Source organism: Methylobacterium sp. 37f (assembly GCF_023093475.1).
GTDB lineage: Bacteria > Pseudomonadota > Alphaproteobacteria > Rhizobiales > Beijerinckiaceae > Methylobacterium.
This window is the reverse complement of the sequence record NZ_JAGHKN010000008.1, coordinates 115,096-137,823: the sequence shown is the minus strand read 5'-3', so window position 1 is coordinate 137,823 and position 22,728 is coordinate 115,096. Positions and strand designations below refer to the sequence as shown.

Here is a 22,728-nt window from a genome sequence, read left to right as displayed (position 1 = left end):
GCCAGTCCCAACTCCTGCCAAGGCCCCTGACCCATCCCCATTGCCGAGTCCGACATCAGCCGTCCTCCTGATAGAGAAGCGTGAGCGTACCGAGGAGACTCCCTACCACGGCCGGGAACCAGGCCGCCACAGCCGGCGTCACGATTCCCGAGGCACCGAGGCCTTCCAGCACCTGTCGGGCGACGTACAGCACGAACCCCGCCGCGACGCCGCCCAGCACCAGCTTTCCCACACCACCAAAGCGGAAGAACCTTAAGGAAACGCTGGCCGCCACCAGCACCATGGCCAAGAACAGGACAGGTCTCGCGAGCAACACATCGTATTGAAGACGGTAGCGCGTGGCATCGAGGCCCGCTCGTTCGGAGCGTGCGATGGTTTCGGGCAGTTGCCAGAAAGGCACGGATTCCGGCGGCGTGAAGCGCTGGCGCACCTGGGACGGCACCAGGGTCGAGGCGATCAGGTAGGTTTCGTAGGTCTCGGCCGGCTGGCCTTGCGCCATCACGCGGGCCTGGCTCAGCTCCCAGTAGCCATCATGCAGGCTGGCCCGCGCCGCCTCGATCTGCGCGGTGAACACGCCCGCCTCGTCGAAGGTGAAGACCGAGACCCCCGCGAGGGCGGTGGTGCCCTCCACCGCCGTATCGGCCCGGATGATCGCCTGCCCGTCGAGGCTGCGCTGGCGGATCCACAGGTCCTTGCCGGAATTGACCTTGCTGGAGCGGGCGAAGATCTTCGCCTCGATTTCGGTGGAGCGCTGCTTCATCAGCGCCGAGACCGGATTGTAGACGCCCACCGCGAAGACCCCGATGGCGAGCGCCACGAACACGCCGGGCTGGAGGAACTGCCAGGCGGAGATGCCGGCCGCCCGCGCCACCACGAGTTCGAGCTTGCGCGAGAGCTGGAGCAGCGCGGCCATGGACCCGAACAGGATCGCGAAGGGCAGCACGCCCTCGGCCACGGCGGGGGTGCGGTAGAGCGAGAGCTGCGCCATCAGGCCTGGGGATGCACCCTCGGCGTCGCCGGCGCGCCGCAGCAGCTCGACGAAGTCGAGGGTGTAGACCAGCGTGAAGACCGTGAGGAACACCCCCAGGATCGTGCGCACGAAGCGCATGGCGAAGTAGCGGCCGAGGGTGGCGCCGATCAGGATGGACATGCGCGCCTCAGCTCACCCCGAGGCGGGGACGCCGTCCCAGGAGGCGGCCTGCGAACCGGCCCAGGGCCCGCCTCGTCCGCGCGTTCCAGTCCCGCATGGGGGCGCCCTGGAAGATCAGCAGCGCCGAAACGAGGATGGCCAGGAGGGGCACGGCGTAGACCGCGATCACGGCGCCCTGGCTGCGCGCGGCGGCGCTCGACGCGGCAAAGCCGCCGATGCGCACGACCACCACGGCGATCACCGCAGCCGCGACCGCGAGGCCGCGCCCCTGACGCGTGGTGCGCGGATCGCCCAGTGCCGCGAAGGCGATGAAGGTCAGGGCCAGCGGGTAGAGCCAAGACGAGAGCCGGTCGTGCAGTTCCGCCCGAAAGCGCCCCTTCTGCTGCTTGTAGTAGGTCTCGCCGGTGTCTGGGAACAGCAGCTGCGCGGTGGCGCGCTCGCGAGGCTTGTAGACCAGCTCCGCATCGGGCGGAGTGAAGGCCGCGAGATCGACGGTGTAGCGCTCGAACGTGATGATCGAGGCGTCGCGGGAGTCCTTCTGCTGCCGGTGGATGCTGCCCTTCTCCAGGGCGAGATAGCTCTGGCCGCCATATTCGAGCGCCTGGCCGCGCTCGGCGAGATAGACCACCGACTTGCCGGCCTCCCGCTTGTCCTGGATGAACAGGCCGAGCAGGGCGCCGCCGGGTCCGCGCTCGCGGAAATGGAAGGTGATGCCGCTGTCGAGGCTGGTGAACTGCCCTTCCTTGACCACGTTGGCGATGAAGTCCCCCCGCACGCGGGTCAGCACGTCACGCAGCTCCTGGAAGGAGGACGGCATGACCTGGATCGTCAGGAAGGCCACCGCGAGGCTGACGGCAAGACCGAGGCTGAGGAACGGACGCAGGATCTGTCGCGGCCGCATCCCGGCGGCCGACATCACGATCAGCTCGGAATCGCCGTTCAGCTTGTTCAGGGTGTGGACGACGGCGATGAACAGGGCGACCGGGGCGATGACGGTGATCAGGGTCGGCAGCGACAGCCCGGTGATCAGGAAGAAGATGACCAGCGTCTGGCCCTTCGCGGTGATCAGGTCGAGTTCGCGCAGGGCCTGCGTCACCCAGATCGTGCCCGTGAGGCCGACGAGGCAGGCCAGGAACGCCCCGAGCGCGAGTCTGAAGATGTAGCGCTCGATCTGCGGCATCGAATCTCGTGGATCGGGTTCTCGTGAGTCAGGTTCCGGTGGATCGACCCTCATGGACCGATCCCGCCTCACCCCGCGGGATTCCACCCGCGCGTTTCGACCTGTCCCGCCCCCCGACCGGCCAGCCTGATCCGGGCGCGCCAATTCGGGCGCTTTCACGGCCGTCCGGTCGCGTTGCGTTCTCTGCCTCAACGGGTACACAGAAGCCTTGGGAGGGGCACGTCGAAGCCCGTGTTCCTCCGCACATCCTGCGCGCATCACTTCGAACGCGCCTCTCGTTCGAGCCCAATCCTTCGGAAAGCTAGCGTCATGGCGGACGGAATTTCGATCACGTTCGGGCCTCTCGGCTCGGTGGGCCGGGGCGACGTCGTCCTCTTCGTCGGCGACGATCTCGCCCTGGCACCGTCCGTGGCCCAGGCCATCGGCGGCGGGGTCGCCGATCTCGTCGCGCGCGCGGCCGCCAGCGAGCGCTTCAAGGGCAAGTCCCTGTCGGCCCTGGCGCTGCCGGCTCCAGCCGGCCTCGATGCCGACCGCCTCGTGGTGATCGGCCTCGGCTCGGAGAAGGATCGCGCCAAGATCGATTGGACCGCGCTCGGCGGCTACACCGCCAGCAAGGTCGCGGGTCGGAGCGCCCACGCCGCCCTGATCCTCGCCGGCCTCGACGTCTCGGCCGAGAACGCCGCCGATTTCGCCCTCGGCGCCCGTCTGCGGCACTACAGCTTCGATCGCTACAAGACCAAGAAGAAGCCCGAGGGCGATGACGCGAAGGGCACGTCCCTGACCCTGATGGTGGCGGACGTCGCTGCCGCCGAAGCAGCCGCCCAGGTGTCCGAGGCGGTCGCGGACGGCGTCGTCCTGGCCCGCGAACTCATCAACGAGCCGCCGAACGTCCTGTTTCCGGAGGAGTTCGCCCGTCGCGCCGAGGCGCTGACCGACCTCGGGGTCGAGGTCGAGGTGCTTGGCCCCGGCAAGCTCGAAGCGCTCGGCATGGGCGCTCTGCTGGCGGTGGCCCAGGGTTCGGCCCGGGAGGCCCGCGTCGTGGTGATGCGCTGGAACGGGGCGGATGACGCGTCGGACGCGCCGATCGCCTTCATCGGCAAGGGCGTCTGCTTCGATTCCGGCGGCGTCTCGATCAAGTCCGCCGGCGGCATGGAGGACATGAAGGGCGACATGGGCGGCGCCGCCTGCGTCGTGGGCACGATGCATGCGCTGGCGCGCCGCAAGGCGCGGGTCAACGTGGTGGGCGCCATCGGCATCGTCGAGAACATGCCGGACGGCAACGCCATGCGCCCGAGCGACATCGTCACCTCGATGTCGGGCCAGACCATCGAGATCATCAACACCGATGCGGAGGGACGTCTCGTCCTCGCCGACGTACTGTGGCACATCCAGAGCGCCTACAAGCCGAAGTTCATGATCGATCTGGCCACCCTGACGGGCGCCATCATCGTGGCCCTCGGCCAGGATATCGCCGGCCTGTTCTCGAACGACGATGCCCTTTCGGCGAAGATCACCGCCGCCGGCGAAGCGACGGGCGAGGCCGTGTGGCGGATGCCGCTGATCCCGGCCTACGACAAGGCGATCGATTCCAAGTTCGCCGACATGAAGAACTCCGGCGGTCGCCACGGCGGCGCCGCCACGGCGGCCTCGTTCCTGAAGCGCTACGTCAACGACGTGCCATGGGCCCATCTCGACATCGCCGGCGTGGCGATGTCGTCCTCGCCGAGCGAGATCAACCGGAGCTGGGGCGCGGGCTGGGGCGTGCGTCTGCTCGACCGCCTGGTGCGCGACAACTACGAGGCCTGAGCCGCGTGCGGGCGGCCGTCATCCCGCTGGCGGCCGCGCTCCTGGCGATCGGGGTCGCCTTCGCCACGGGATTCGACCAGCGGACGGTTCTGCCGCCCGAGCTGGAGGCGCGGTTCTACGGCTTCTTCCTCGATCGCTACCCGCTCTTCACCGTGGCGATCGTGTATGGGCTGGCGCGCCTCGGCCTGCGCATCCTGCGACCCGGCCAGGCCGGCTGGCCGCGTCGGCTGATCGGCGGAACCCTCGCGTTCACGGTTTTCCTGGCGGTCTGCCTCCATCCGACCTTCGGCGGCGTCACCCTGCGCCTCGCGTTTGCCAGCGGCGGCACCGCCTTCCTCACGCAGCAGGCGATGCCCGCCGCCTATGCCCTCGGCTCGGCACTCGCCGCGATGGTCTTCGCCACGGCCCTGGCTATCGGTGCGTTGCTGATCGGAAACGCGCCGGCACGCCCCCGGACCTGGCTGCGCGCCGGCCTCGCGATCGTTCTGCGCTATCTCGCGCTGTGGTTCGCCCTCGCGGTGCTCGGCCTGGCCCATGCGGCGGGCTTCGGGAACTGGCCGCGCCGAGCCATGACAGGGGAGGATGCCGTGTTAGCCGCCGCCCTGGCCTGCATCGCCTTCCTACCGCACCTTAGCTGCGTGCGACTGACGACCCGGCGGGATCGTTCCCAGCCTGCACAAGCCGCCGCTTGATCCCGAAGCCGGGATGGCGGAGGATAGTTTAGATGTGAACTAAGGACGCAGGAAGCTGCCGAGTCGCATCGCAGGGAGGAAACACATGTTCGAGTCCCGAAGCGCCGGGCGGCCGTGGCTGTCGGCGTACGCGCCGGGTATTCCGGCGGAACTCGATATCCCCCGTCTCGGAACGCTGGTCGACCTGTTCGAAGAGTGCATGACGCAATCCGCGTCGCGTCCGGCGCTCGAGAGCTTCGGAACGCGCATTTCCTACGCGGCGCTCGGAGACACAGCCGAAGCCGTGGCGGCCTGGCTCGCCGATCAGGGCCTCGTCAAGGGCGACCGCGTCGCGATCATGATGCCCAACGTCGTGGCCTATCCGGCGACGATCTTCGGCGCGCTGCTCGCTGGCTGCACCGTCGTCAACGTCAATCCGCTCTACACGCCCCGCGAATTGACGGCGCAGCTGAACGATTCGGGCGCCCGTATCCTCTTCGTCCTGGAAAACTTCGCCCACACGGTGGTGCAGGCCCTGCCGGATCTCAGCCTCGAACGGGTGGTCGTTGCCGGCCCCGGCGACGGCCTCGGTCTCAAGGGTCGGCTGATCACCCTGGCGTCGCGGCACATCAAGAAGGCGGTGCCGGCCTACCGCTTCCCCGCTGGTCTCGCGCTCCGCTTCGATGCGGTGATCAATGCCGGGAGCGGCAAGCCCAAGATCCGCGCCGATATCGGGCCGAACGACCTGGCCTTCCTACAGTACACGGGTGGCACCACCGGCATCGCCAAGGCGGCGATGCTGACCCACCGCAACATCATGGCCAACGTCGAACAGAGCCGAGCCTGGTTCCGCGTCTCGGCCGAGTACGGCGAGGGCAAGGTCATGGTCACGGCGCTGCCGCTGTACCACATCTTCGCGCTCACCTGCTGCTTCTTCTTCTTCATGAAGATCGGTGCCTGCTGTCTGCTGATCCTCAACCCGCGCGACGCGGACGGCTTCATCAAGACGCTGAAGAGTACGCGCTTCACCCACTTCTCCGGCGTGAACACCCTGTTCAACCTCCTGATCAATCACCCCAGAATTACCGAAGTCGACTTTTCGAAGCTCGATTTCGTCATCGCCGGCGGCATGGCGGTTCAGGCCACCGTCGCCCAGAAGTGGAAGGCGATCACCGGCCAGACGATCGTCGAGGGCTACGGCCTGTCGGAGACGTCGCCGGTGGTCTGCGTCAACCCGCTCGACCTTCCGGAATGGAGCGGGACGATCGGCTATCCGCTACCTTCGACGGATGTGGCGGTCCGGGGTCCGGATGGCCGCGACGTCGGCATGGGCCACCCGGGCGAACTCTGCGTCCGCGGACCCCAGGTCATGGCCGGCTACTGGAAGCGCCCGGACGAGACCGCGCGCGCGACGACGCCGGACGGCTACTTCCGAACCGGCGACGTGGCGGTGCTCCAGGAGGACGGACAAGTCCGGATCGTCGACCGGATGAAGGACATGATCCTGGTCTCAGGGTTCAACGTCTATCCGAACGAGATCGAGGATGTGCTCGCGAGCCATCCGGCGGTCCGCGAATGCGCCGTGGTCGGCGCCCTCAGCGACGACACCGGCGAGATGGTGGTCGCCCACGTGGTGCGCCGCGACCCGGCCATCACCACGGAGGCGCTGAGGACCTACGCGCGCACGCAGCTCACCGGCTATAAGGTGCCGCGGCAGGTGGTCTTCCATGACGCCCTGCCCAAGACCAACGTCGGCAAGGTGCTGCGGCGGGCACTCCGCGACGAACCGCCCACGGCGTAACCTGCGCGTCCGCGTAACCTCCCGCGGTCCACCATCGAAGAAGTAACTCCGAAGGAGTGACATCGGGACAGCTTGCCGGTCGGTCGGCGCCGCACGATGTCTCGTCTCGACAGTCGTGACGCAGGGGTCACGGCACGCGGATCAGGGCAACACGCCGGCGCATCTCTGGATGTGCCGCACGGGAGGGATCGACATGCTGATCAAGCGCACGCGGGCATGGGAGATGCCCGAACATCTGGCGACGCCGGAGAGCGTTTTTCTCGATCGCCGCAGCCTGCTCGGCGGTGCCGCCGGCCTCGCCGCCGCATCGCTGGTCGGCATCGCGCGGGCCGAGGCCGCGGCCGATCCCACCGCCGACCTCTATCCGGCCAAGCGCAACGAGGCCTATACCCTCGACCGCGCCCTGACGCCCGAGAAGTACAGCGCGGACTACAACAACTTCTACGAATACGGCACCTCGAAATCGGTCCTGCCGGCGGCCAATGCGCTGAAGACCCGGCCCTGGACCGTCGCCATCGACGGACTCGTCGAGAAGCCGATGACGCTGGGCATCGACGACCTAATCCGGAAAATGCCCTTGGAGGAGCGCCTGTATCGCCACCGCTGCGTCGAGGCGTGGTCGATGTCGGTGCCCTGGACCGGGTTCCCGCTTTCGAAGCTGTTGGCCCTGGCCAAGCCCAGCGCCGGGGCCAAGTACATCCAGATGCAGACCTTCCTCGACCGGTCCATGGCGCCGGGCCAGAAGTCGTTCCTGTATCCGTGGCCCTATACGGAAGGGCTGACCCTGGAGGAGGCCGGCAACGATCTCGCCTTCGTCGCCACCGGCGTCTACGGCAAGCCGCTCGCCAACCAGTTCGGCGCTCCGATCCGCCTCGTGGTGCCGTGGAAGTACGGCTTCAAGTCGGTGAAATCGATCACCAAGATCTCGTTCGTGGCCGAGCGGCCGAAGACCTTCTGGGAAGGGCTGCAATCGGCCGAGTACGGATTCTGGGCCAACGTGAACCCGGCCGTGTCGCATCCGCGCTGGAGCCAGGCGACCGAGCGGGTGCTGGGCACCGACCAGCGCGTGCCGACCCTGATCTACAACGGCTACGGCGAGCAGGTCGCTGGCCTCTACAAGGGGTTGGAGAAGGAGCGGCTGTTCGTCTGACCGGCGCGGCGGCGGGGCAGCCTTCTGTCCCGCCCGCATCCGTCGGTCCCTGCGGGCCTCAATAGGTCCAGCGCTGGGCCTTCGCGACGAGGAAGTCGCGGAATGCCTGGACGCGGGCGACGGTCCGCATCTCCTCGGCGTAGACGAGATAGCTCTCCATGTGGGGCATCTCGGTCTCGCGCATCACCTGAACCAGGCCGGCCTGCCCCTCCGCCGCGTAGTCCGGCAGGATGCCGATGCCGGCACCGGTTTCGATCGCGTGCTGCAGGGCGGTGATGTTGTTGACCGTGAAATGGATGGTCCGGCGCTCCTGACCCTCGCGGCCCACCGTGGCGAGCCAGTGGGTGGCCAGCAGGTAGGACGGCTCGTTGCCGCCGAACGAGACGAGCCTGTGATTGTCGAGGTCGGCGATCGTCTTCGGCTCGCCGAAGCGCTTCACGTAATCCTGCGACGCGAAGGCGTGGTAATGCACCGTGAACAGGCGTCGCTGGATCAGGTCCGGCTGGGCCGGGCGCCGCATCCGGATCGCCACGTCGGCCTCGCGCATGGCGAGGTCGAGTTCCTCGTTGGTGAGGATGAGTTCGACCCGGACATCCGGGTAGAGGTCGAGGAATTCCGCCACCCTCTGGGCGAGCCACGCGGTGCCGAGGCCGACCGTGGTGGTGACCTTGAGGTCGCCGGTCGGGCGCTCGCTGGTCTCGACGAGGCGCGCCTTGGTGTTTTCCAGGCGCAGCTTCATGTCGCGCGCTGCCCGGAACAGGAGATCGCCTTGTTCGGTGAGGATCAGGCCCCGGGCATGGCGATGGAACAGCGGCGCCTTCAATTCGCGCTCCAGGGCGCTGATCTGGCGGCTCACGGCCGACTGGCTCAAGCCGATGTCGTCGCCCGCCCGCGTAAAGCTGCCGGCTTCCGCCACATTGAGGAAGATGCGGATCTTATCCCAGTCCAAGGCGTCCACTCCCGTACGCAACCCGACGCCGGCTGATCATGCCTCCCCGATCCGCGCCGATTGGCGATCCGGATATCCATGACAGGCCCGAGCGACCGACATCTCCCGATGCGTGCCGGACACGCGGAACGGGGCGACCTCAGTCATGCGGGTGACGCCGACGGCGCATGCCGTCAGCGCTTAGGTTAGGGGGACGACCTTGCGATTGTCTTGATGCCGCACGCAAGACGCCCGGAGCCTTCGTCCGCCGAAATCTTCCTATTCTGCGGCCGCTTGCTGCGGTGTTTCGCCGACATCGAGTGCCGCGAGGTACTTCTCGGCGTCGAGCGCAGCCATGCACCCCATGCCGGCGGCGGTGATCGCCTGGCGATAGACGTCGTCGGTCACGTCGCCGGCGGCATAGACACCGGGGATCGCCGTGTGGGTCGTGCCCGGCGCGGTATCGATGTAGCCGCCGTCGCGCATGGCGAGCTGGCCCTCGAAGACCCCCGTCGCCGGCTGGTGGCCGATGGCGATGAACACGCCGTCGGTCGTGCGCTCGGTGATCTCCCCGGTGCGGGTATCCTTGAGGCGGACACGGGTCACCGAGGGCGGCTTCTCGCTGCCGCAGATCTCCTCGATGGCGTGGTGCCACACCACCTCGACGTTGGGGTGCTTGAACAGGCGCTCCTGCAGGATGCGCTCGGCCCGGAACTCGCCCCGGCGGTGCACGACGATGACCTTGGACGCGAGGTTGGCGAGGTAGAGCGCCTCCTCGACGGCGGTGTTGCCGCCGCCGACCACCACGACCTCCTTGCCGCGAAAGAAGAAGCCGTCACAGGTGGCGCAGGCGGAGACGCCGAAGCCCTGGAACTTGGCTTCCGACGGTAGACCGAGCCACTTCGCCTGGGCGCCGGTGGCGATGATCAGCGCATCGGCCGAATAGGTTTCGCCCGAATCCGCCTCCAACTGGAAGGGGCGGACCTTGAGGTCGACCTTGGTGATGTACTCGGACACGATCCGGGTGCCGACATGCTCGGCCTGGAGCCGCATCTGCTCCATCAGCCAGGGACCCTGGATGGCCTCGGCGAAGCCCGGATAGTTCTCGACGTCGGTGGTGATCATGAGCTGCCCGCCGGGCTGGAAGCCGGAGATCATCAGCGGCTCGACCATGGCGCGGGCGGCATAGATCGCGGCGCTGTAGCCGGCGGGGCCGGAGCCGATGATGATGAGTTTGGAATGGGTGTGCGCCATCGCTCTCGTCTCCTTCAGGCCCATCGCGCGCGGTGGTCGGCATAGGCCTTGGCCATCGCCTGCGCGATGACGGGGGTCGCATCCAGGGGTGTGTAGTGCAATGCCTCCAGGCGGCCGACGAAGGGCTTCAGGGCCCCTGCCATCGCCAGGCCCGCGAAGAGCCGCCTGTGGCGGATATAGGTCTTCGGCAGGTCGAACAGGAGGACCGGCGCGCCGGTGCTGACCGACTCGCCGACCATGTTGGCGGAATCCGAGGTGACCACGATCGCGTCGGCGATCGCCAGCATCGGAACATAGGGGTTCGAGCTGGCGCCATCCCAGTAGAAACCACCCTTGGTGGCGACCAGGGTTCGCAACGCGTCGCGCAGGTTCTGCGGGGTGCGCCGCGACACCGTCACCATCAGGCTGCACCCGCCATCGGTCAGCTTGGTGAGATCGCGCAGGAGCCGGCGCATATCGGCCGGACGGTAGCTCAGATGGCGGCTGTCGCCCCCGATCAGCACCGCGATGCGGGGCCAGGGCAGGGCGGCGAGGCGTGGGTCCGGATGTCTACGCGCCTCGTCCAGGCGCTCCGGGGTGACCTGATGCGGCGGCGTCAGGGTGGTGAACACGTTGGGGCCGCGCAGATCGTCGTAATCCGGCACCCAGACGAAGTTCGCGGTGTCGTGGCCCGTACGCGGGTCCTTCAGGAACGCCGTAAAGGTCCGGCCCTGCGAGGCCTCGCGGACGGCGCGCAGGTACGGCACGGATCGGCGACCGGAGGCGATCAGCAGATCGGGCAGGGGCCCGACGAGGCATCCGCGCCTGTCGCCGGGCTGGTCGCGCGGATCGACCGGTCCCCAGGGCGCCATCCAGCCGAAGGGGGGACGGGGCGAAACCCGCCGGACCTCGAAGGGGAGACCGAGGGTTTCGGCCAGTCCCACGCACTGGTTCTCGTCACCCGCCTTGCCGTCGGTGACGATCCAGGTCCGGGCCTGCGACAGGTCGGGGAGCGGCGCGGGGGCCGCGTTGGGGGAGGGCATCGCGGACGCTGCCGACATCAGGTGATCCAGGTCAATCCTTGGGCGTCGCCGGGGGCGCCTCGTCCACCTAATCCTCGGGGAGGGCGCGCCGCAGCCAGCCGGCGTAATGCGCGGCGAGGGCCGTCACCCGCCGCCGCTCGGAGGCGGGATCGTACCAGGCTCCCCCCGAACTGGCCGAGACGGCGGAGAGCTGGGGATGGCGGGCCAGAATCTCGCCCCGCCGCCCGACAAGCAGGGCCTCGCCTTCGAGGTAGTCGCTCTGGGTTCCGCCGCCGAGCCGCCCACGCCCGCCATCGCCGCCCGCGTAGGGGTTGAGCGACAGGCCCGTGATCCGCACTACCAGAACCGGCCCGCTGCCGCCGAGCTGGCGGGCGAACTCCGTCCGGAGAGCGGCGAGCAGGTCATCGCGGAGATCCTCCGCCGGACCTCCGCCGCCCTTCGCGAGCAGCGGTTGCACGTCGACCCGTACGCCGGACAGGCGCTCGCCGCCGAGGCTGGGGAGGCCCGCCGCCCGGGCGAGACCCGGAAGAAGGGCGGCCCCCAGCAGGAGGACGAGGGATGCGGCCACCGCGCGAAAGGGGCCGCGCCGCATCCCCGACTCAGACGCCGTACTGGACAGCGACGACCTCGTATGACTTGCCACCGCCCGGGGTCGTCACCTCGACGGTGTCGCCGACGCCCTTGCCGATCAGCGCGCGGGCGATCGGGGAGGTGATCGAGACGAGGCCCGAGCGCACATCCGCCTCCGGCTCGCCGACGAGCTGGTAGGTCTTCTCCTCCTCGGTGTCCTCGTCGAGGAGCTTCACGGTCGCGCCGAACTTGATCTTGGTGCCCGACAGCTTGGTGACGTCGATCACCTCGGCCCGCGAGATCATGCTCTCCAGTTCGAGGACACGGCCCTCGTTGTGGGACTGGGCCTCCTTGGCGGCATGGTATTCGGCATTCTCCGAAAGGTCGCCGAGCGCGCGCGCCTCAGCAATCGCCTGGATGATGCGCTGGCGCTCCACTTGCTGGCGGTGCTTCAACTCCTCCTCCAGCGCTGCGTAACCGCGCACCGTCATCGGAACCTTGTCTATCGTCATCGTCTCGCGCCACAATGAATAGGCCCGGCCAGGAGCACTGTGCTCCCTCCGGGCCAGAGTAAGAAAGTCCTGAACCGCAAACGACACGGCTCCCGATCAAGACGGAAGCCGCGCGTCAATTCAGGCCGCGAAGTATTCCTGCAAGGCGCGGACCTTGAGATCGCCTCCGAGATAGGCCTTGATCCCTTCGGCCGCCGCCATCGCCCCCGCAAGAGTGGTGTAGTACGGCACTTTATGCAAGAGGGCAGCGCGCCGGAGCGAGCGCGAGTCCGAAAGGGCGCCGGCGCCCTCCGTGGTGTTGAACACCAGCTGGATGTCGCCGTTCTTGATCGAGTCGACCACGTGCGGCCGGCCTTCCAGGACCTTGTTCACCCGCTCTGTCGGAACGCCCTGGTCGGCGAGGTAGCGCTGGGTGCCGCTGGTGGCGACGATGGTGAAGCCGAGCTCCGACAGGAGCCGGATGGCCGGCAGGATGCGCTCCTTGTCGGCATCGCGCACCGACACGAATACCGCGCCGCCCTTCGGCACCAGGGTGCCCGAGCCGAGCTGGCTCTTGGCGAAGGCGACGCCGAAGCTCGAATCGAGCCCGATGACCTCGCCGGTCGAGCGCATCTCCGGTCCGAGCAGCACGTCGACACCGGGGAAGCGCGCGAAGGGGAACACCGCTTCCTTGACGGCGATGTGGTCGAGCACCTTCGGCTTCAGATCGAAGCTCGCGAGCGATTCGCCGGCCATGACCCGGGCGGCGATCTTGGCGATCGGATCGCCGATCACCTTGGCGACGAACGGCACGGTGCGGGAAGCGCGCGGATTGACCTCCAGCACGTAGATCACGCCGTCCTTGATCGCGTATTGCACGTTCATCAGGCCGCCGACCTGCAGGGCCAGCGCCATCGCGCGGGTCTGGCGTTCCAGTTCCGCGATGATCTCCGGCGAAAGCGAGCGCGAGGGCAGCGAGCAGGCGGAATCGCCTGAGTGGATGCCCGCCTCCTCGATGTGCTCCATGATGCCGGCGATGAAGACATCCTTGCCGTCGCAGATCGCGTCGACGTCGATCTCGGTGGCGTCGGACAGGTAGCGATCGAACAGGAGCGGGTTCTTGCCCAGCACCGTGTTGATCTGCCCCGTCTTGTCGTTGGGGTAGCGCGCCTTCACGTCGGAGGGGATCAGGCTCGGCAGGGTATCGAGGAGGTAGTCCGCGAACTGCGCCTCGTCGCGAATGATCGCCATGGCGCGGCCGCCCAGAACGTAGCTCGGCCGCACCACGAAGGGCAGGCCGAGATCGGAGGCGATCAGCCGGCTCTGCTCCACCGAGTAGGCGATGCCGTTCTTGGGCTGCTTCATCCCGAGCTTGTCGAGGAGGCGCTTGAACTGGTCGCGGTCCTCGGCCAGATCGATGGCGTCAGGCGAGGTGCCGAGGATCGGCACACCGGCGGCCTCCAGAGCGCGGGCCAGCTTCAGCGGGGTCTGGCCGCCGAACTGGACGATGACCCCGTGCAGGGTTCCGGCTTGGCGTTCGGTCTCGATGATCTCCAGGACGTCTTCCTGGGTCAGCGGCTCGAAATAGAGGCGGTCCGAGGTGTCGTAATCGGTCGAGACCGTCTCCGGGTTGCAGTTGACCATGATGGTCTCGTACCCGGCTTCCGACAGCGCGAAGCAGGCGTGACAGCAGCAATAATCGAACTCGATGCCCTGGCCGATCCGGTTCGGACCGCCACCGAGGATGATGACCTTCTTGGCATCGGTGGGACGTGCCTCGTCCACCACCGTGCCGGCGAAGGGCGCCACATAGGTCGAGTACATGTAGGCGGTGGGCGCCTGGAACTCGGCCGCACAGGTGTCGATGCGCTTGAACACCGGGCGTACGCCCAGCGCCCGGCGCGCCGCCCGCACGCTGTCCTCGTCGGTCTTGGCGAGCACGGCGAGGCGAGCGTCGGAGAAGCCGGCCGCCTTGAGCTGACGCAGCGCCCCGGGGGTATTCGGGATGCCGTGCGCCTTGACCCGGTTCTCCAGGTCGATGATCGCCTGGAGCTGCTCCAGGAACCACGGATCGATCTTGCAGGAGGCATGGACCTCCTCGTGGCTCACGCCGAGGCGCAACGCTTGACCGACCTTGAGGAGGCGATCCGGCGTCGGGGTGCCGAGGGCGGCCTTGATGGCGTTGTGGTCGTCGCCCTTGCCCAGTCCCTCGATCTCGATCTCGTCGAGGCCGGTGAGGCCGGTCTCGAGGGAGCGCAGGGCCTTCTGGAGCGATTCGGCAAAGCAGCGGCCGATCGCCATGGCCTCGCCCACCGACTTCATCGCAGTGGTCAGCGTCGGCTCGGCGCCGGGGAACTTCTCGAAGGCGAAGCGCGGGATCTTGGTGACGACGTAGTCGATCGACGGCTCGAACGAGGCCGGCGTCGCGCCGCCCGTGATGTCGTTGGCGATCTCGTCGAGGGTGTAGCCGACGGCGAGCTTGGCCGCGACCTTGGCGATCGGGAAGCCGGTGGCCTTCGAGGCCAGGGCGGAGGAGCGCGAGACGCGCGGGTTCATCTCGATGACGATCATCCGGCCGGTGGCCGGGTCGATCGCGAACTGCACGTTCGAGCCGCCGGTCTCCACGCCGATCTCGCGCAGCACGGCCAGGGATGCGTCGCGCATCACCTGATATTCCTTGTCGGTCAGCGTCAGGGCCGGCGCGACGGTGATGGAATCGCCGGTGTGGACGCCCATCGGGTCGATGTTCTCGATGGAGCAGACGATGATGCAGTTGTCGTTTCTGTCGCGAACGACCTCCATCTCATATTCTTTCCAGCCGAGAACGCTCTCCTCGATCAGGACTTCGTTGGTCGGCGACGCGTCGATGCCGCGCTCGACGATGTCCAGGAATTCTTCCCGGTTGTAGGCGATGCCGCCGCCGGTGCCGCCCATGGTGAAGGACGGGCGGATGATGGCCGGAAGGCCGACCTCGGCCAGCGCGATCAGCGCCTGCCCGATCGCGTGCTCACCGTAGCGCTTGCGCCGCTCCGACTCGCCCCGGTGCCAGGTCTTCTCGAAGGCGGCAAGGGCGGCAGTGCGGGCTTCGCCCTCGTTCGCGGCCTCGATGCGGGCGATCTCGGCGAGGTACTTCGCGCGGTCGGCCTTCTTCGCCGCGGAGGCGTTGGCGAGGGCGGATTTCGGCGTCTCCAGGCCGATCTTGGTCATGGCGTCGCGGAAGAGGTGACGGTCCTCGGCCTTGTCGATCGCCTCGGTGGTGGCGCCGATCATCTGGACGTCGAATTTTTCGAGCACGCCCATCTTCTTGAGGGAGAGGGCGCAGTTCAGCGCCGTCTGGCCGCCCATGGTGGGCAGCAGCGCAAAGCCGCCCGGGATGGCGTAGCGCTCCTTCTCGATGATCTTGGCGACGATCTCGGGCGTGATCGGCTCGACATAGGTCGCATCCGCCATGTCCGGGTCGGTCATGATCGTGGCCGGGTTCGAATTCACCAGCACGATCCGGTAGCCCTCCTCGCGGAGGGCCTTGCAGGCCTGGGTCCCGGAATAATCGAACTCGCAAGCCTGACCGATGACGATCGGCCCCGCACCGATGATCAGGATCGAGGAAATGTCGGTGCGTTTCGGCATCGGGCGCCTTGGCTGCAGGCACGCGCGCCCAGCCATGCACGGTGCCGGATCGGCGGCACGGGCCTGGGGGCGCTAGCGGCGTGGATTGTCGTTGATCCTGGCACTTACACGCAGCCCGTCGCCATTGGAAGGGCGTGCGTTGAAGGTGAAGCGCCGTTGCGGCTCAGAAGCCGAGGTAGAGAACCGACACCGCGCGGTCGATGGAGAGATAAAACACCCCGAAGGCCACGATTGCGGCGGCGGCGAATTCAAGAGCGGCATTCGAGAGGGTCTGGCTGCGGCGCAGCATCTCGCGGCCGAAATACAAGCCGATCCAGGCGAGCGTCATCACCACCGGCAGGGCGAACAGGAACGACCAGGTGCTCTCGACCCGGTCGAGGCCGGTCGACGGATCGATCAGCGCCCGGATGTTGCGGACCCAGGGGGCGTAGCAGGCGGAGTAGAGGGCGGTCATCCACGCGAGGCCGACGGCCACGCCGAGATGGAACGTGAAGAGGCGATGCAGGCGCGAGAAGTCGTCCCGCGCGTCGTCGAACGTCATGTGGAAATCCCCGTCCAGAACCGGATGCGATCACGCCACGATCCTCGACGGACGTCGTTAGCGCGTCGTTAACGGCGCGGGGATGCCCCAAAATGCCGGGTTTTTTATGACGCGGCGGGAACCATTCTGTGATTCCCGCCTCGGGTGGTTCTGGCTTAAGATGCACTTTAAGCATGCAGACGTGGCAAGGGCCGGGCGGAGTCCGCCCGGCCGCCGTCAGTCCGCGATGGTGACCAGCGTTTCGGGCTTTCCGGCCTTCATCAGGGCGACGAAGCGCTCGAACAGGTAGTGGCTGTCACGCGGGCCCGGCGAGGCCTCCGGGTGGTGCTGCACCGAGAAGGCCGGTCGGTCGGTGAGCGTAAGACCGCAATTCGAGCCGTCGAAGAGCGAGACGTGGGTCTCCAGCGCCGTCTCGGGCAGGCTCGCCGGATCCACCGCGAAGCCGTGGTTCATCGACACGATCTCGACCTTTCCGGTGGTCTTGTCCTTTACCGGATGGTTCGCGCCGTGGTGGCCCTGCGCCATCTTCACGGTGCGCCCGCCCAACGCCAGGCCCATGAGCTGGTGCCCGAGGCAGATGCCGAAGGTCGGCACTTTTTCCTCAAGCAGCGCTCGGATCACCGGAACCGCGTATTCGCCGGTGGCGGCCGGATCACCGGGGCCATTCGACAGGAACACGCCGTCGGGCTTCATCGCCATGATCTCGGCGGCGGTGGTGGTGGCGGGCACCACGGTCACGTCGCAGCCGGCTTCGGCCAGAAGCCGGAGGATGTTGCGCTTCACGCCGTAATCGATGGCGACGACCTTGAGGCCTGTGCCCGGCTTGCGATCACCGTAACCGGCCTTCACGTCCCAAATGGTCTGGGACCATTCCGAACGCTCCCGACTGGTCACCGGCGGCACGAGGTCGAGGCCTTCCATCGGGGCGAGGGCGGCTGCCCGCGCCTTCAGGGCCTCGCGGTCGAAGCGACCCTCCGGATCGTTGGCGATGATCGCGTTCGGCATGCCGTGGTCGCGGATCAGTGCGGTGAGCGCCCTAGTGTCGACACCGGTGATGCCGACGATGCCGCGGGCCTTCAGCCAGGCGTCGAGATGGCTCGACGAGCGCCAGTTCGACGGGTTGGTCACGGCCGACGCGATCACGGTGCCCCGCACCCCGGAGGCCGGTGCCGCGTCGAGGCTCTCGAGATCCTCGTCGTTGGTGCCGGTGTTGCCGATATGCGGGAAGGTGAAGGTGACGATCTGGCCCGCGTAGGACGGGTCGGTCAGAATCTCCTGATAGCCCGTCATCGCGGTGTTGAAGCAGACTTCACCATCGGCGATCCCGGTCTGGCCGATGCCAAATCCCTCCAGCACGGTGCCGTCGGCCAGGACCAGGAGGGCGGTGGCGATGGGTTCGGCCCAGGGAGCGGGGGGCGCGGGCACGGCAGGCGTGTGGACGCCTTCATCTTGCAGCATCGGCGTGATCTCGCTTATGTCCGGCCGATCCCGGCGCCGTAGAGCGGCGCATGCGGGCGGCTTGTCGTGCGGCGCTCATAGCGAGCGTGCCGCGTTAGGGTCAATGTGGCCCTCGCGTCGGCGCGTCTCAAGAACCCCGGTTCGCGCAGCAATTCGCAGACCACGCCGTCGATTCGCTACCCCGGGTTCATTTTTCAGGAGTCACACGATGCTGCGCGCCCGTCTCACCACCGAGATGAAGGAAGCCATGAAGGCCGGCGACAAGGCGAAGCTCGCCACCGTCCGGATGATGCAGGCCGCCCTCAAGGATAAGGACATCGAGGCGCGCGGCCTCGGCAAGGAGCCGGCTTCCGAGGAGGAGATCCTCGCGCTCCTGCAGAAGATGATCAAGCAGCGCAACGAATCGGCCGCGGTCTACGATCAGGGCGGTCGGCCCGAACTCGCCGAGAACGAGCGCAACGAGGTCGCGATCATCCAGGGCTTCCTTCCGCAGCAGATGGACGAGGCCGAGACCCGCGCGGCCATCGACAAGGCGGTGATCGAGACCGGCGCTGCCGGTCCGAAGGACATGGGCAAGGTCATTGCCGCCCTGAAGGGCGCCTATGCGGGCCGCATGGATTTCGGCAAGGCCAGCGGACTCGTGAAGGATGCGCTGAACGCCAAGGCGTAAGGCCGGTCGCTCAACGCCGTTTCCGGGCGTTGGGGACTCCTTAAGCCGGGGCTGCTAAGATGCACAGTCGCAGAGGTTCGGTTCCTGCCGTGCGTTACCCGCCCCACATCCTCGAAGAGATCCGTGCGCGCCTGCCCGCATCCGACATCGTGGGGCGGCGCGTCCGGCTGAAGAAAGCCGGTCGCGAGTGGCGCGGCCTGTCGCCGTTCAATGCCGAGAAGTCGCCATCCTTCTACGTCAACGACCAGAAGCAGTTCTATCACTGCTTCTCTTCGGGCAAGCACGGCGACGTCTTCACCTTCCTGATGGAGACGGAGGGCCTGAGCTTCCCCGAGGCGGTCGAGCGTCTGGCGGCGGAGGCGGGCGTGTCGCTGCCGGCGCCCAGCGCCGATGCCCGCGAGCAGGAGACCAAGCGCGCCGGAGCGCTCGACGTCATGGAGATGGCGGCCGCCTTCTTCGAGGAGCAACTGGCGGGCCGCGCCGGCATCGAGGCGCGCGCCTATCTCGATCGGCGCCAGCTCGGGCCGGAAATCCGGTCGCGCTTCCGCCTCGGCTACGCGCCCGGCGACCGTTATGCCCTGCGCGACTTCCTCGCCGCGAAGGGCGTGGACAAAGATCTGATGGCCGAGGTCGGTTTGCTGAGCTCGGGCGACGACATCAAGGTTCCGTTCGACAAGTTCCGCGACCGGGTGATGTTTCCGATCACGGATTCACGTGGGCGCGTCATCGCCTTTGGCGGCCGGGCGCTGCAGAAGGATGCCAAGGCGAAGTACATGAATTCGCCGGAGACGCCGCTCTTCCACAAGGGGCAGCTGCTCTACAACCTGCACAATGCCCGTAAGCCGGCGCATGACCGGGGCGTGATCATCGCCGTCGAGGGCTACGTCGACGTCATCGCGATGACCATGGCGGGTCATCCCAATGCCGTGGCGGGCCTCGGCACGGCGCTGACCGAGGAGCAGATCGGTCTGCTGTGGCGGAATGCCGATGAGCCGATCCTGTGCTTCGACGGTGACGGAGCCGGTCAGCGCGCCGCTTTCAAGGCCCTCGACGTGGCCCTGCCGGGGCTCACGCCGGGCAAGTCCCTGCGCTTCGCCATGCTGCCCGAGGGCCAGGACCCGGACGATCTCCTGCGCTCCGAGGGCAAGGGGGCGATCGATCGGGTCCTCGAGGGCGCGCGCCCCCTGGTCGAGATGCTGTGGTCGCGCGCCACGGACGGGGCGCCCCTCGACACCCCGGAGCGCCGAGCCGGCTTGGCCAAATCGGTGCGCGAGATGGTTGCCTCGATTCGCGACGAGACCGTGCGCGGGTTCTATCGCGACGAGATCGAGGGCCGGCTTCGGGCCTTGTCGCCCCAGGCGAGCCAGGGACGGCGCGGGCCCTGGGAACCGCGCACCGCGTCCGCGCGCCCCGCCTTCCAGCGGACGCCGCGACCCGGGGACCCGCCGCCCTCGCCGCGAATCACCACCAAGTTCAACCCGCTCTTTGCCGGGGAGACCAGCGCTTCGGGGCCGGTCGCGTACCGGGATCGCGAGGCGATGATCGTGTCCAGCCTTCTGGTCCACCCGGAACTGCTCGGGATCGAGGCGGAGGATCTGGCAGAACTCGAACTCGGCGACCCGGACGCGCAGGCGCTACGATCTCTCTTGCTCGACAGCCATGCGGATGCGGATCAGCCCGGCGTCGAGGTGCTGGAGAGCCGCTTGAAGCGGGCCGGACTGATCGAAGCCGCCGCCCGCCTGGCCAGCCATGTTCGCCCCGGAGACCGATGGACCCTTGACGCGCATGCCGATCCTGTGCGTCTCGAAGACGCATTGCGTCAGGCCGTGATCTTGCACCGCAAGGCTGGCGCGCTAAATAGCGAACTCCGCCTCGCGGAACGGGCGCTGGTCGAGGACGAGACGGAGGCGAACTTCGCTTGGCTGTGCGACGTGAAGGCCCGTATGGCAGTCATCGCGGGTGCGGAGGCGGATGAAGTGGTGCCGGACGCGGATGAGGCGTCCGCATCCTGATCATCCGTCGCGAACGAATTCGGCCGCTCTTGGCGGCTATGGTTAACAATCGGTCAAGCGTCTCGCTTGCATACCGGGATCTGACATCGACGCGGCTGTCACTTCGACGGTCCGCACATCACATGCATTGCAGCGTCGATGACGCGGAGTGGGCGACACGCTCCCGCGCGACACTGACACGACAACCATAGGCGGACCATGGCGACGAAGGCAACGGAACGGGACGAAACGGATGCTGCTCCGGAGCAACAGACCGACGGGCCGCTTCTCGATCTGACGGATGCCTCCGTCAAGCGGATGGTGAAGCTCGCCAAGAAGCGCGGCTACATCACCTACGAGGAGATCAACGAGGTTCTGCCCGACGGCCAGTCCGATCCCGACCAGATCGAGGACGTGCTGTCCCAGCTGTCCGAGATGGGCATCAACGTCGTCGAGGCGGAAGAGACCGAGGAGACGACGGAGACCAAGGCCAGCGGCGAATCCGAGGACGAGGACGGCGCCGAGGGAACCGAGGTCGCCGAGATCGCGCCGACGAAGCCCGTCGCCCTGCGCGCCGAGACCACCAAGGAGCCGACCGACCGCACGGATGATCCCGTGCGGATGTACCTGCGCGAGATGGGTTCGGTCGAACTCCTGTCCCGCGAGGGCGAGATCGCTATCGCCAAGCGCATCGAGGCCGGTCGCGAGGCGATGATTGCCGGGCTCTGCGAGAGCCCGCTGACATTCCAGGCCATCATCATCTGGCGCGACGAACTCGTCGACGGCCGAGTGCTCCTGCGCGAGATCATCGATCTCGAAGCCACCTATGCGGGACCCGACGCGAAGAACGCGATGGCGATCGCCGACGGCGCCGAGGAGACCGAAGAGGGCGAATCCGACGCTCCGACGCCGCCCGAGGGCGACGATGACGACGACATGGAGAACAATGTCTCCCTCGCCGCCATGGAGACCGAGATCAAGCCGCGCGTCCTCGAGACGTTCGACAACATCGCCAACAACTACCGCAAGCTGCGCAAGCTGCAGAACGAGCATGCCGAGCTCAAGGCCTCGGGCGGCACCCGCACCGATTCGCAAGAGCGCAAGCAGGACGAGCTGAAGGACGCCGTCGTCACCGACGTGAAGTCGCTCTCCCTCAATGCCAACCGCATCGAGGCCCTCGTCGAGCAGCTCTACGACATCAACAAGCGCCTCATCTCCCATGAGGGCCGGCTGATGCGCTACGCCGAGAGCCACGGCGTCGCCCGCGACGAGTTCCTGCGCCACTACCAGGGCTGGGAGCTTGATCCGAACTGGATGGAGCGCGTCGGCAGCCTCGGCGGCCGCGGCTGGAAGAATCTCGTCGAGAAGGGCTCGGGCGAGGTCGCCCGCCTGCGCGAGCAGATTCTGACCCTCGCCTCCGAGACGGGCCTGGAGATCGGCGAGTACCGCAAGATCGTCAACATGGTCCAGAAGGGCGAGCGCGAAGCCCGGCAGGCCAAGAAGGAGATGATCGAGGCGAACCTGCGCCTCGTGATCTCGATCGCCAAGAAGTACACCAACCGCGGCCTGCAGTTCCTGGACCTGATCCAGGAGGGCAATATCGGCCTGATGAAGGCGGTCGATAAGTTCGAGTATCGCCGCGGCTACAAGTTCTCCACCTACGCCACCTGGTGGATTCGTCAGGCGATCACCCGCTCGATCGCCGATCAGGCCCGCACCATCCGCATTCCGGTGCACATGATCGAGACGATCAACAAGATCGTTCGCACCTCGCGCCAGATGCTGCACGAGATCGGCCGCGAGCCGACGCCGGAGGAACTGGCCGAGAAGCTGGCCATGCCGCTGGAAAAGGTCCGCAAGGTCCTCAAGATCGCCAAGGAGCCGATCTCCCTCGAAACGCCCATCGGCGACGAGGAGGACAGCCACCTCGGCGACTTCATCGAGGACAAGAACGTCGTCCTGCCTATCGACGCGGCGATTCAGAGCAATCTTCGTGAGACGACGACACGTGTCCTCGCCTCGCTGACCCCGCGCGAAGAACGCGTGCTGCGCATGCGCTTCGGCATCGGCATGAACACCGATCACACCCTCGAAGAGGTCGGCCAGCAGTTCTCGGTGACCCGCGAGCGCATTCGTCAGATCGAGGCGAAGGCTCTGCGTAAGCTCAAGCACCCGAGCCGTTCGCGCAAGCTCCGCAGCTTCCTCGACAACTAGCGCCTCAAACCACCCGCAAGACCGTGTGCTGACGATCAATCATGGGAGGGCCGGCGCTTCGGGGCGCCGGCCTTTTTCATGGGCGGACCTTCGGCCTTGCCCATCACATCTGCGCTGGTCCCGTACGTCAGCTGTACGGTTGAAGGTGCCGGGTCCGCGCGATACTCACAAAAGGCGTCGGTGGCCGTTGCCGGATGCCGCCTC

17 protein-coding genes are annotated in these 22,728 nt (G+C 67.3%); 7 read left to right on the top strand and 10 right to left on the bottom strand.

Translation table 11 applies throughout. The features are described from left to right. Positions 1-55: 55 nt before the first annotated feature. Complete coding sequence (gene lptG / locus J7U37_RS07915) at positions 56-1,144, bottom strand: LPS export ABC transporter permease LptG (RefSeq protein ID WP_247635377.1); 1,089 nt, start codon at positions 1,142-1,144, stop codon at positions 56-58. Positions 1,145-1,157: 13 nt separating this feature from the next. Then, positions 1,158-2,330: an LPS export ABC transporter permease LptF gene (gene lptF / locus J7U37_RS07910; protein WP_247635352.1), complete on the bottom strand. Its 1,173-nt coding sequence runs from the start codon at positions 2,328-2,330 to the stop codon at positions 1,158-1,160. Positions 2,331-2,639: 309 nt separating this feature from the next. On the opposite strand from lptF, the gene J7U37_RS07905 reads away from it, so the two are divergent. From J7U37_RS07905 to msrP, 4 genes are all read left to right on the top strand, one after another. Continuing rightward, the gene (locus J7U37_RS07905; protein ID WP_056478830.1) at positions 2,640-4,136 is read left to right on the top strand and encodes a leucyl aminopeptidase; all 1,497 of its coding nucleotides are present in this window, start codon (positions 2,640-2,642) and stop codon (positions 4,134-4,136) included. Positions 4,137-4,141: 5 nt separating this feature from the next. Beyond that, on the top strand, positions 4,142-4,828 hold the full coding sequence (locus tag J7U37_RS07900) for a hypothetical protein (protein ID WP_247635351.1): 687 nt from the start codon (positions 4,142-4,144) through the stop codon (positions 4,826-4,828). An 85-nt stretch (positions 4,829-4,913) separates the two neighbouring features. Continuing rightward, a complete protein-coding gene (locus J7U37_RS07895) occupies positions 4,914-6,608 on the top strand; it encodes an AMP-binding protein (protein WP_247635350.1) in 1,695 nt (564 codons plus the stop codon). A gap of 193 nt (positions 6,609-6,801) precedes the next feature. After that, a complete protein-coding gene (gene msrP / locus J7U37_RS07890; RefSeq protein ID WP_056480071.1) occupies positions 6,802-7,758 on the top strand; it encodes a protein-methionine-sulfoxide reductase catalytic subunit MsrP in 957 nt (318 codons plus the stop codon). Positions 7,759-7,816: 58 nt separating this feature from the next. Here msrP and J7U37_RS07885 read toward each other — a convergent pair whose 3' ends face one another. From J7U37_RS07885 to carA, 8 genes are all read right to left on the bottom strand, one after another. Beyond that, the gene (locus tag J7U37_RS07885; RefSeq protein ID WP_056190100.1) at positions 7,817-8,707 is read right to left on the bottom strand and encodes a LysR family transcriptional regulator; all 891 of its coding nucleotides are present in this window, start codon (positions 8,705-8,707) and stop codon (positions 7,817-7,819) included. Positions 8,708-8,965: 258 nt separating this feature from the next. Beyond that, positions 8,966-9,940, bottom strand: coding sequence for a thioredoxin-disulfide reductase (trxB, locus tag J7U37_RS07880; RefSeq protein WP_247635349.1), 975 nt, complete (start codon positions 9,938-9,940; stop codon positions 8,966-8,968). Between the two features lie 14 nt (positions 9,941-9,954). Continuing rightward, positions 9,955-10,962 (bottom strand): mitochondrial fission ELM1 family protein, encoded by a 1,008-nt coding sequence (locus tag J7U37_RS07875; protein ID WP_247635376.1) that lies wholly within the window; start codon positions 10,960-10,962, stop codon positions 9,955-9,957. Between the two features lie 67 nt (positions 10,963-11,029). Beyond that, positions 11,030-11,554, bottom strand: a complete 525-nt coding sequence (locus J7U37_RS07870) for a hypothetical protein (RefSeq protein ID WP_247635348.1) — start codon at positions 11,552-11,554, stop codon at positions 11,030-11,032. A 7-nt stretch (positions 11,555-11,561) separates the two neighbouring features. Further along, positions 11,562-12,038: a transcription elongation factor GreA gene (gene greA / locus J7U37_RS07865; RefSeq protein ID WP_200935803.1), complete on the bottom strand. Its 477-nt coding sequence runs from the start codon at positions 12,036-12,038 to the stop codon at positions 11,562-11,564. A gap of 126 nt (positions 12,039-12,164) precedes the next feature. Further along, positions 12,165-15,650, bottom strand: a complete 3,486-nt coding sequence (gene carB / locus J7U37_RS07860; RefSeq protein ID WP_056478842.1) for a carbamoyl-phosphate synthase large subunit — start codon at positions 15,648-15,650, stop codon at positions 12,165-12,167. 163 nt (positions 15,651-15,813) lie between these two features. Continuing rightward, positions 15,814-16,191: a hypothetical protein gene (locus J7U37_RS07855; protein ID WP_056189936.1), complete on the bottom strand. Its 378-nt coding sequence runs from the start codon at positions 16,189-16,191 to the stop codon at positions 15,814-15,816. A gap of 216 nt (positions 16,192-16,407) precedes the next feature. Further along, positions 16,408-17,649: a glutamine-hydrolyzing carbamoyl-phosphate synthase small subunit gene (carA, locus tag J7U37_RS07850; protein WP_247635347.1), complete on the bottom strand. Its 1,242-nt coding sequence runs from the start codon at positions 17,647-17,649 to the stop codon at positions 16,408-16,410. A 208-nt stretch (positions 17,650-17,857) separates the two neighbouring features. Here carA and J7U37_RS07845 point away from each other — a divergent pair, with 208 nt between their 5' ends. The 3 genes from J7U37_RS07845 to rpoD all read left to right on the top strand — a co-directional run bounded on the left by J7U37_RS07845 (position 17,858) and on the right by rpoD (position 22,524). Further along, positions 17,858-18,319 (top strand): GatB/YqeY domain-containing protein, encoded by a 462-nt coding sequence (locus tag J7U37_RS07845; RefSeq protein ID WP_247635346.1) that lies wholly within the window; start codon positions 17,858-17,860, stop codon positions 18,317-18,319. A gap of 89 nt (positions 18,320-18,408) precedes the next feature. Further along, a complete protein-coding gene (gene dnaG, locus J7U37_RS07840; protein ID WP_056478851.1) occupies positions 18,409-20,331 on the top strand; it encodes a DNA primase in 1,923 nt (640 codons plus the stop codon). Between the two features lie 198 nt (positions 20,332-20,529). Then, positions 20,530-22,524: an RNA polymerase sigma factor RpoD gene (gene rpoD, locus J7U37_RS07835; RefSeq protein ID WP_247635345.1), complete on the top strand. Its 1,995-nt coding sequence runs from the start codon at positions 20,530-20,532 to the stop codon at positions 22,522-22,524. The last annotated feature ends 204 nt before the right edge of the window (positions 22,525-22,728 follow it).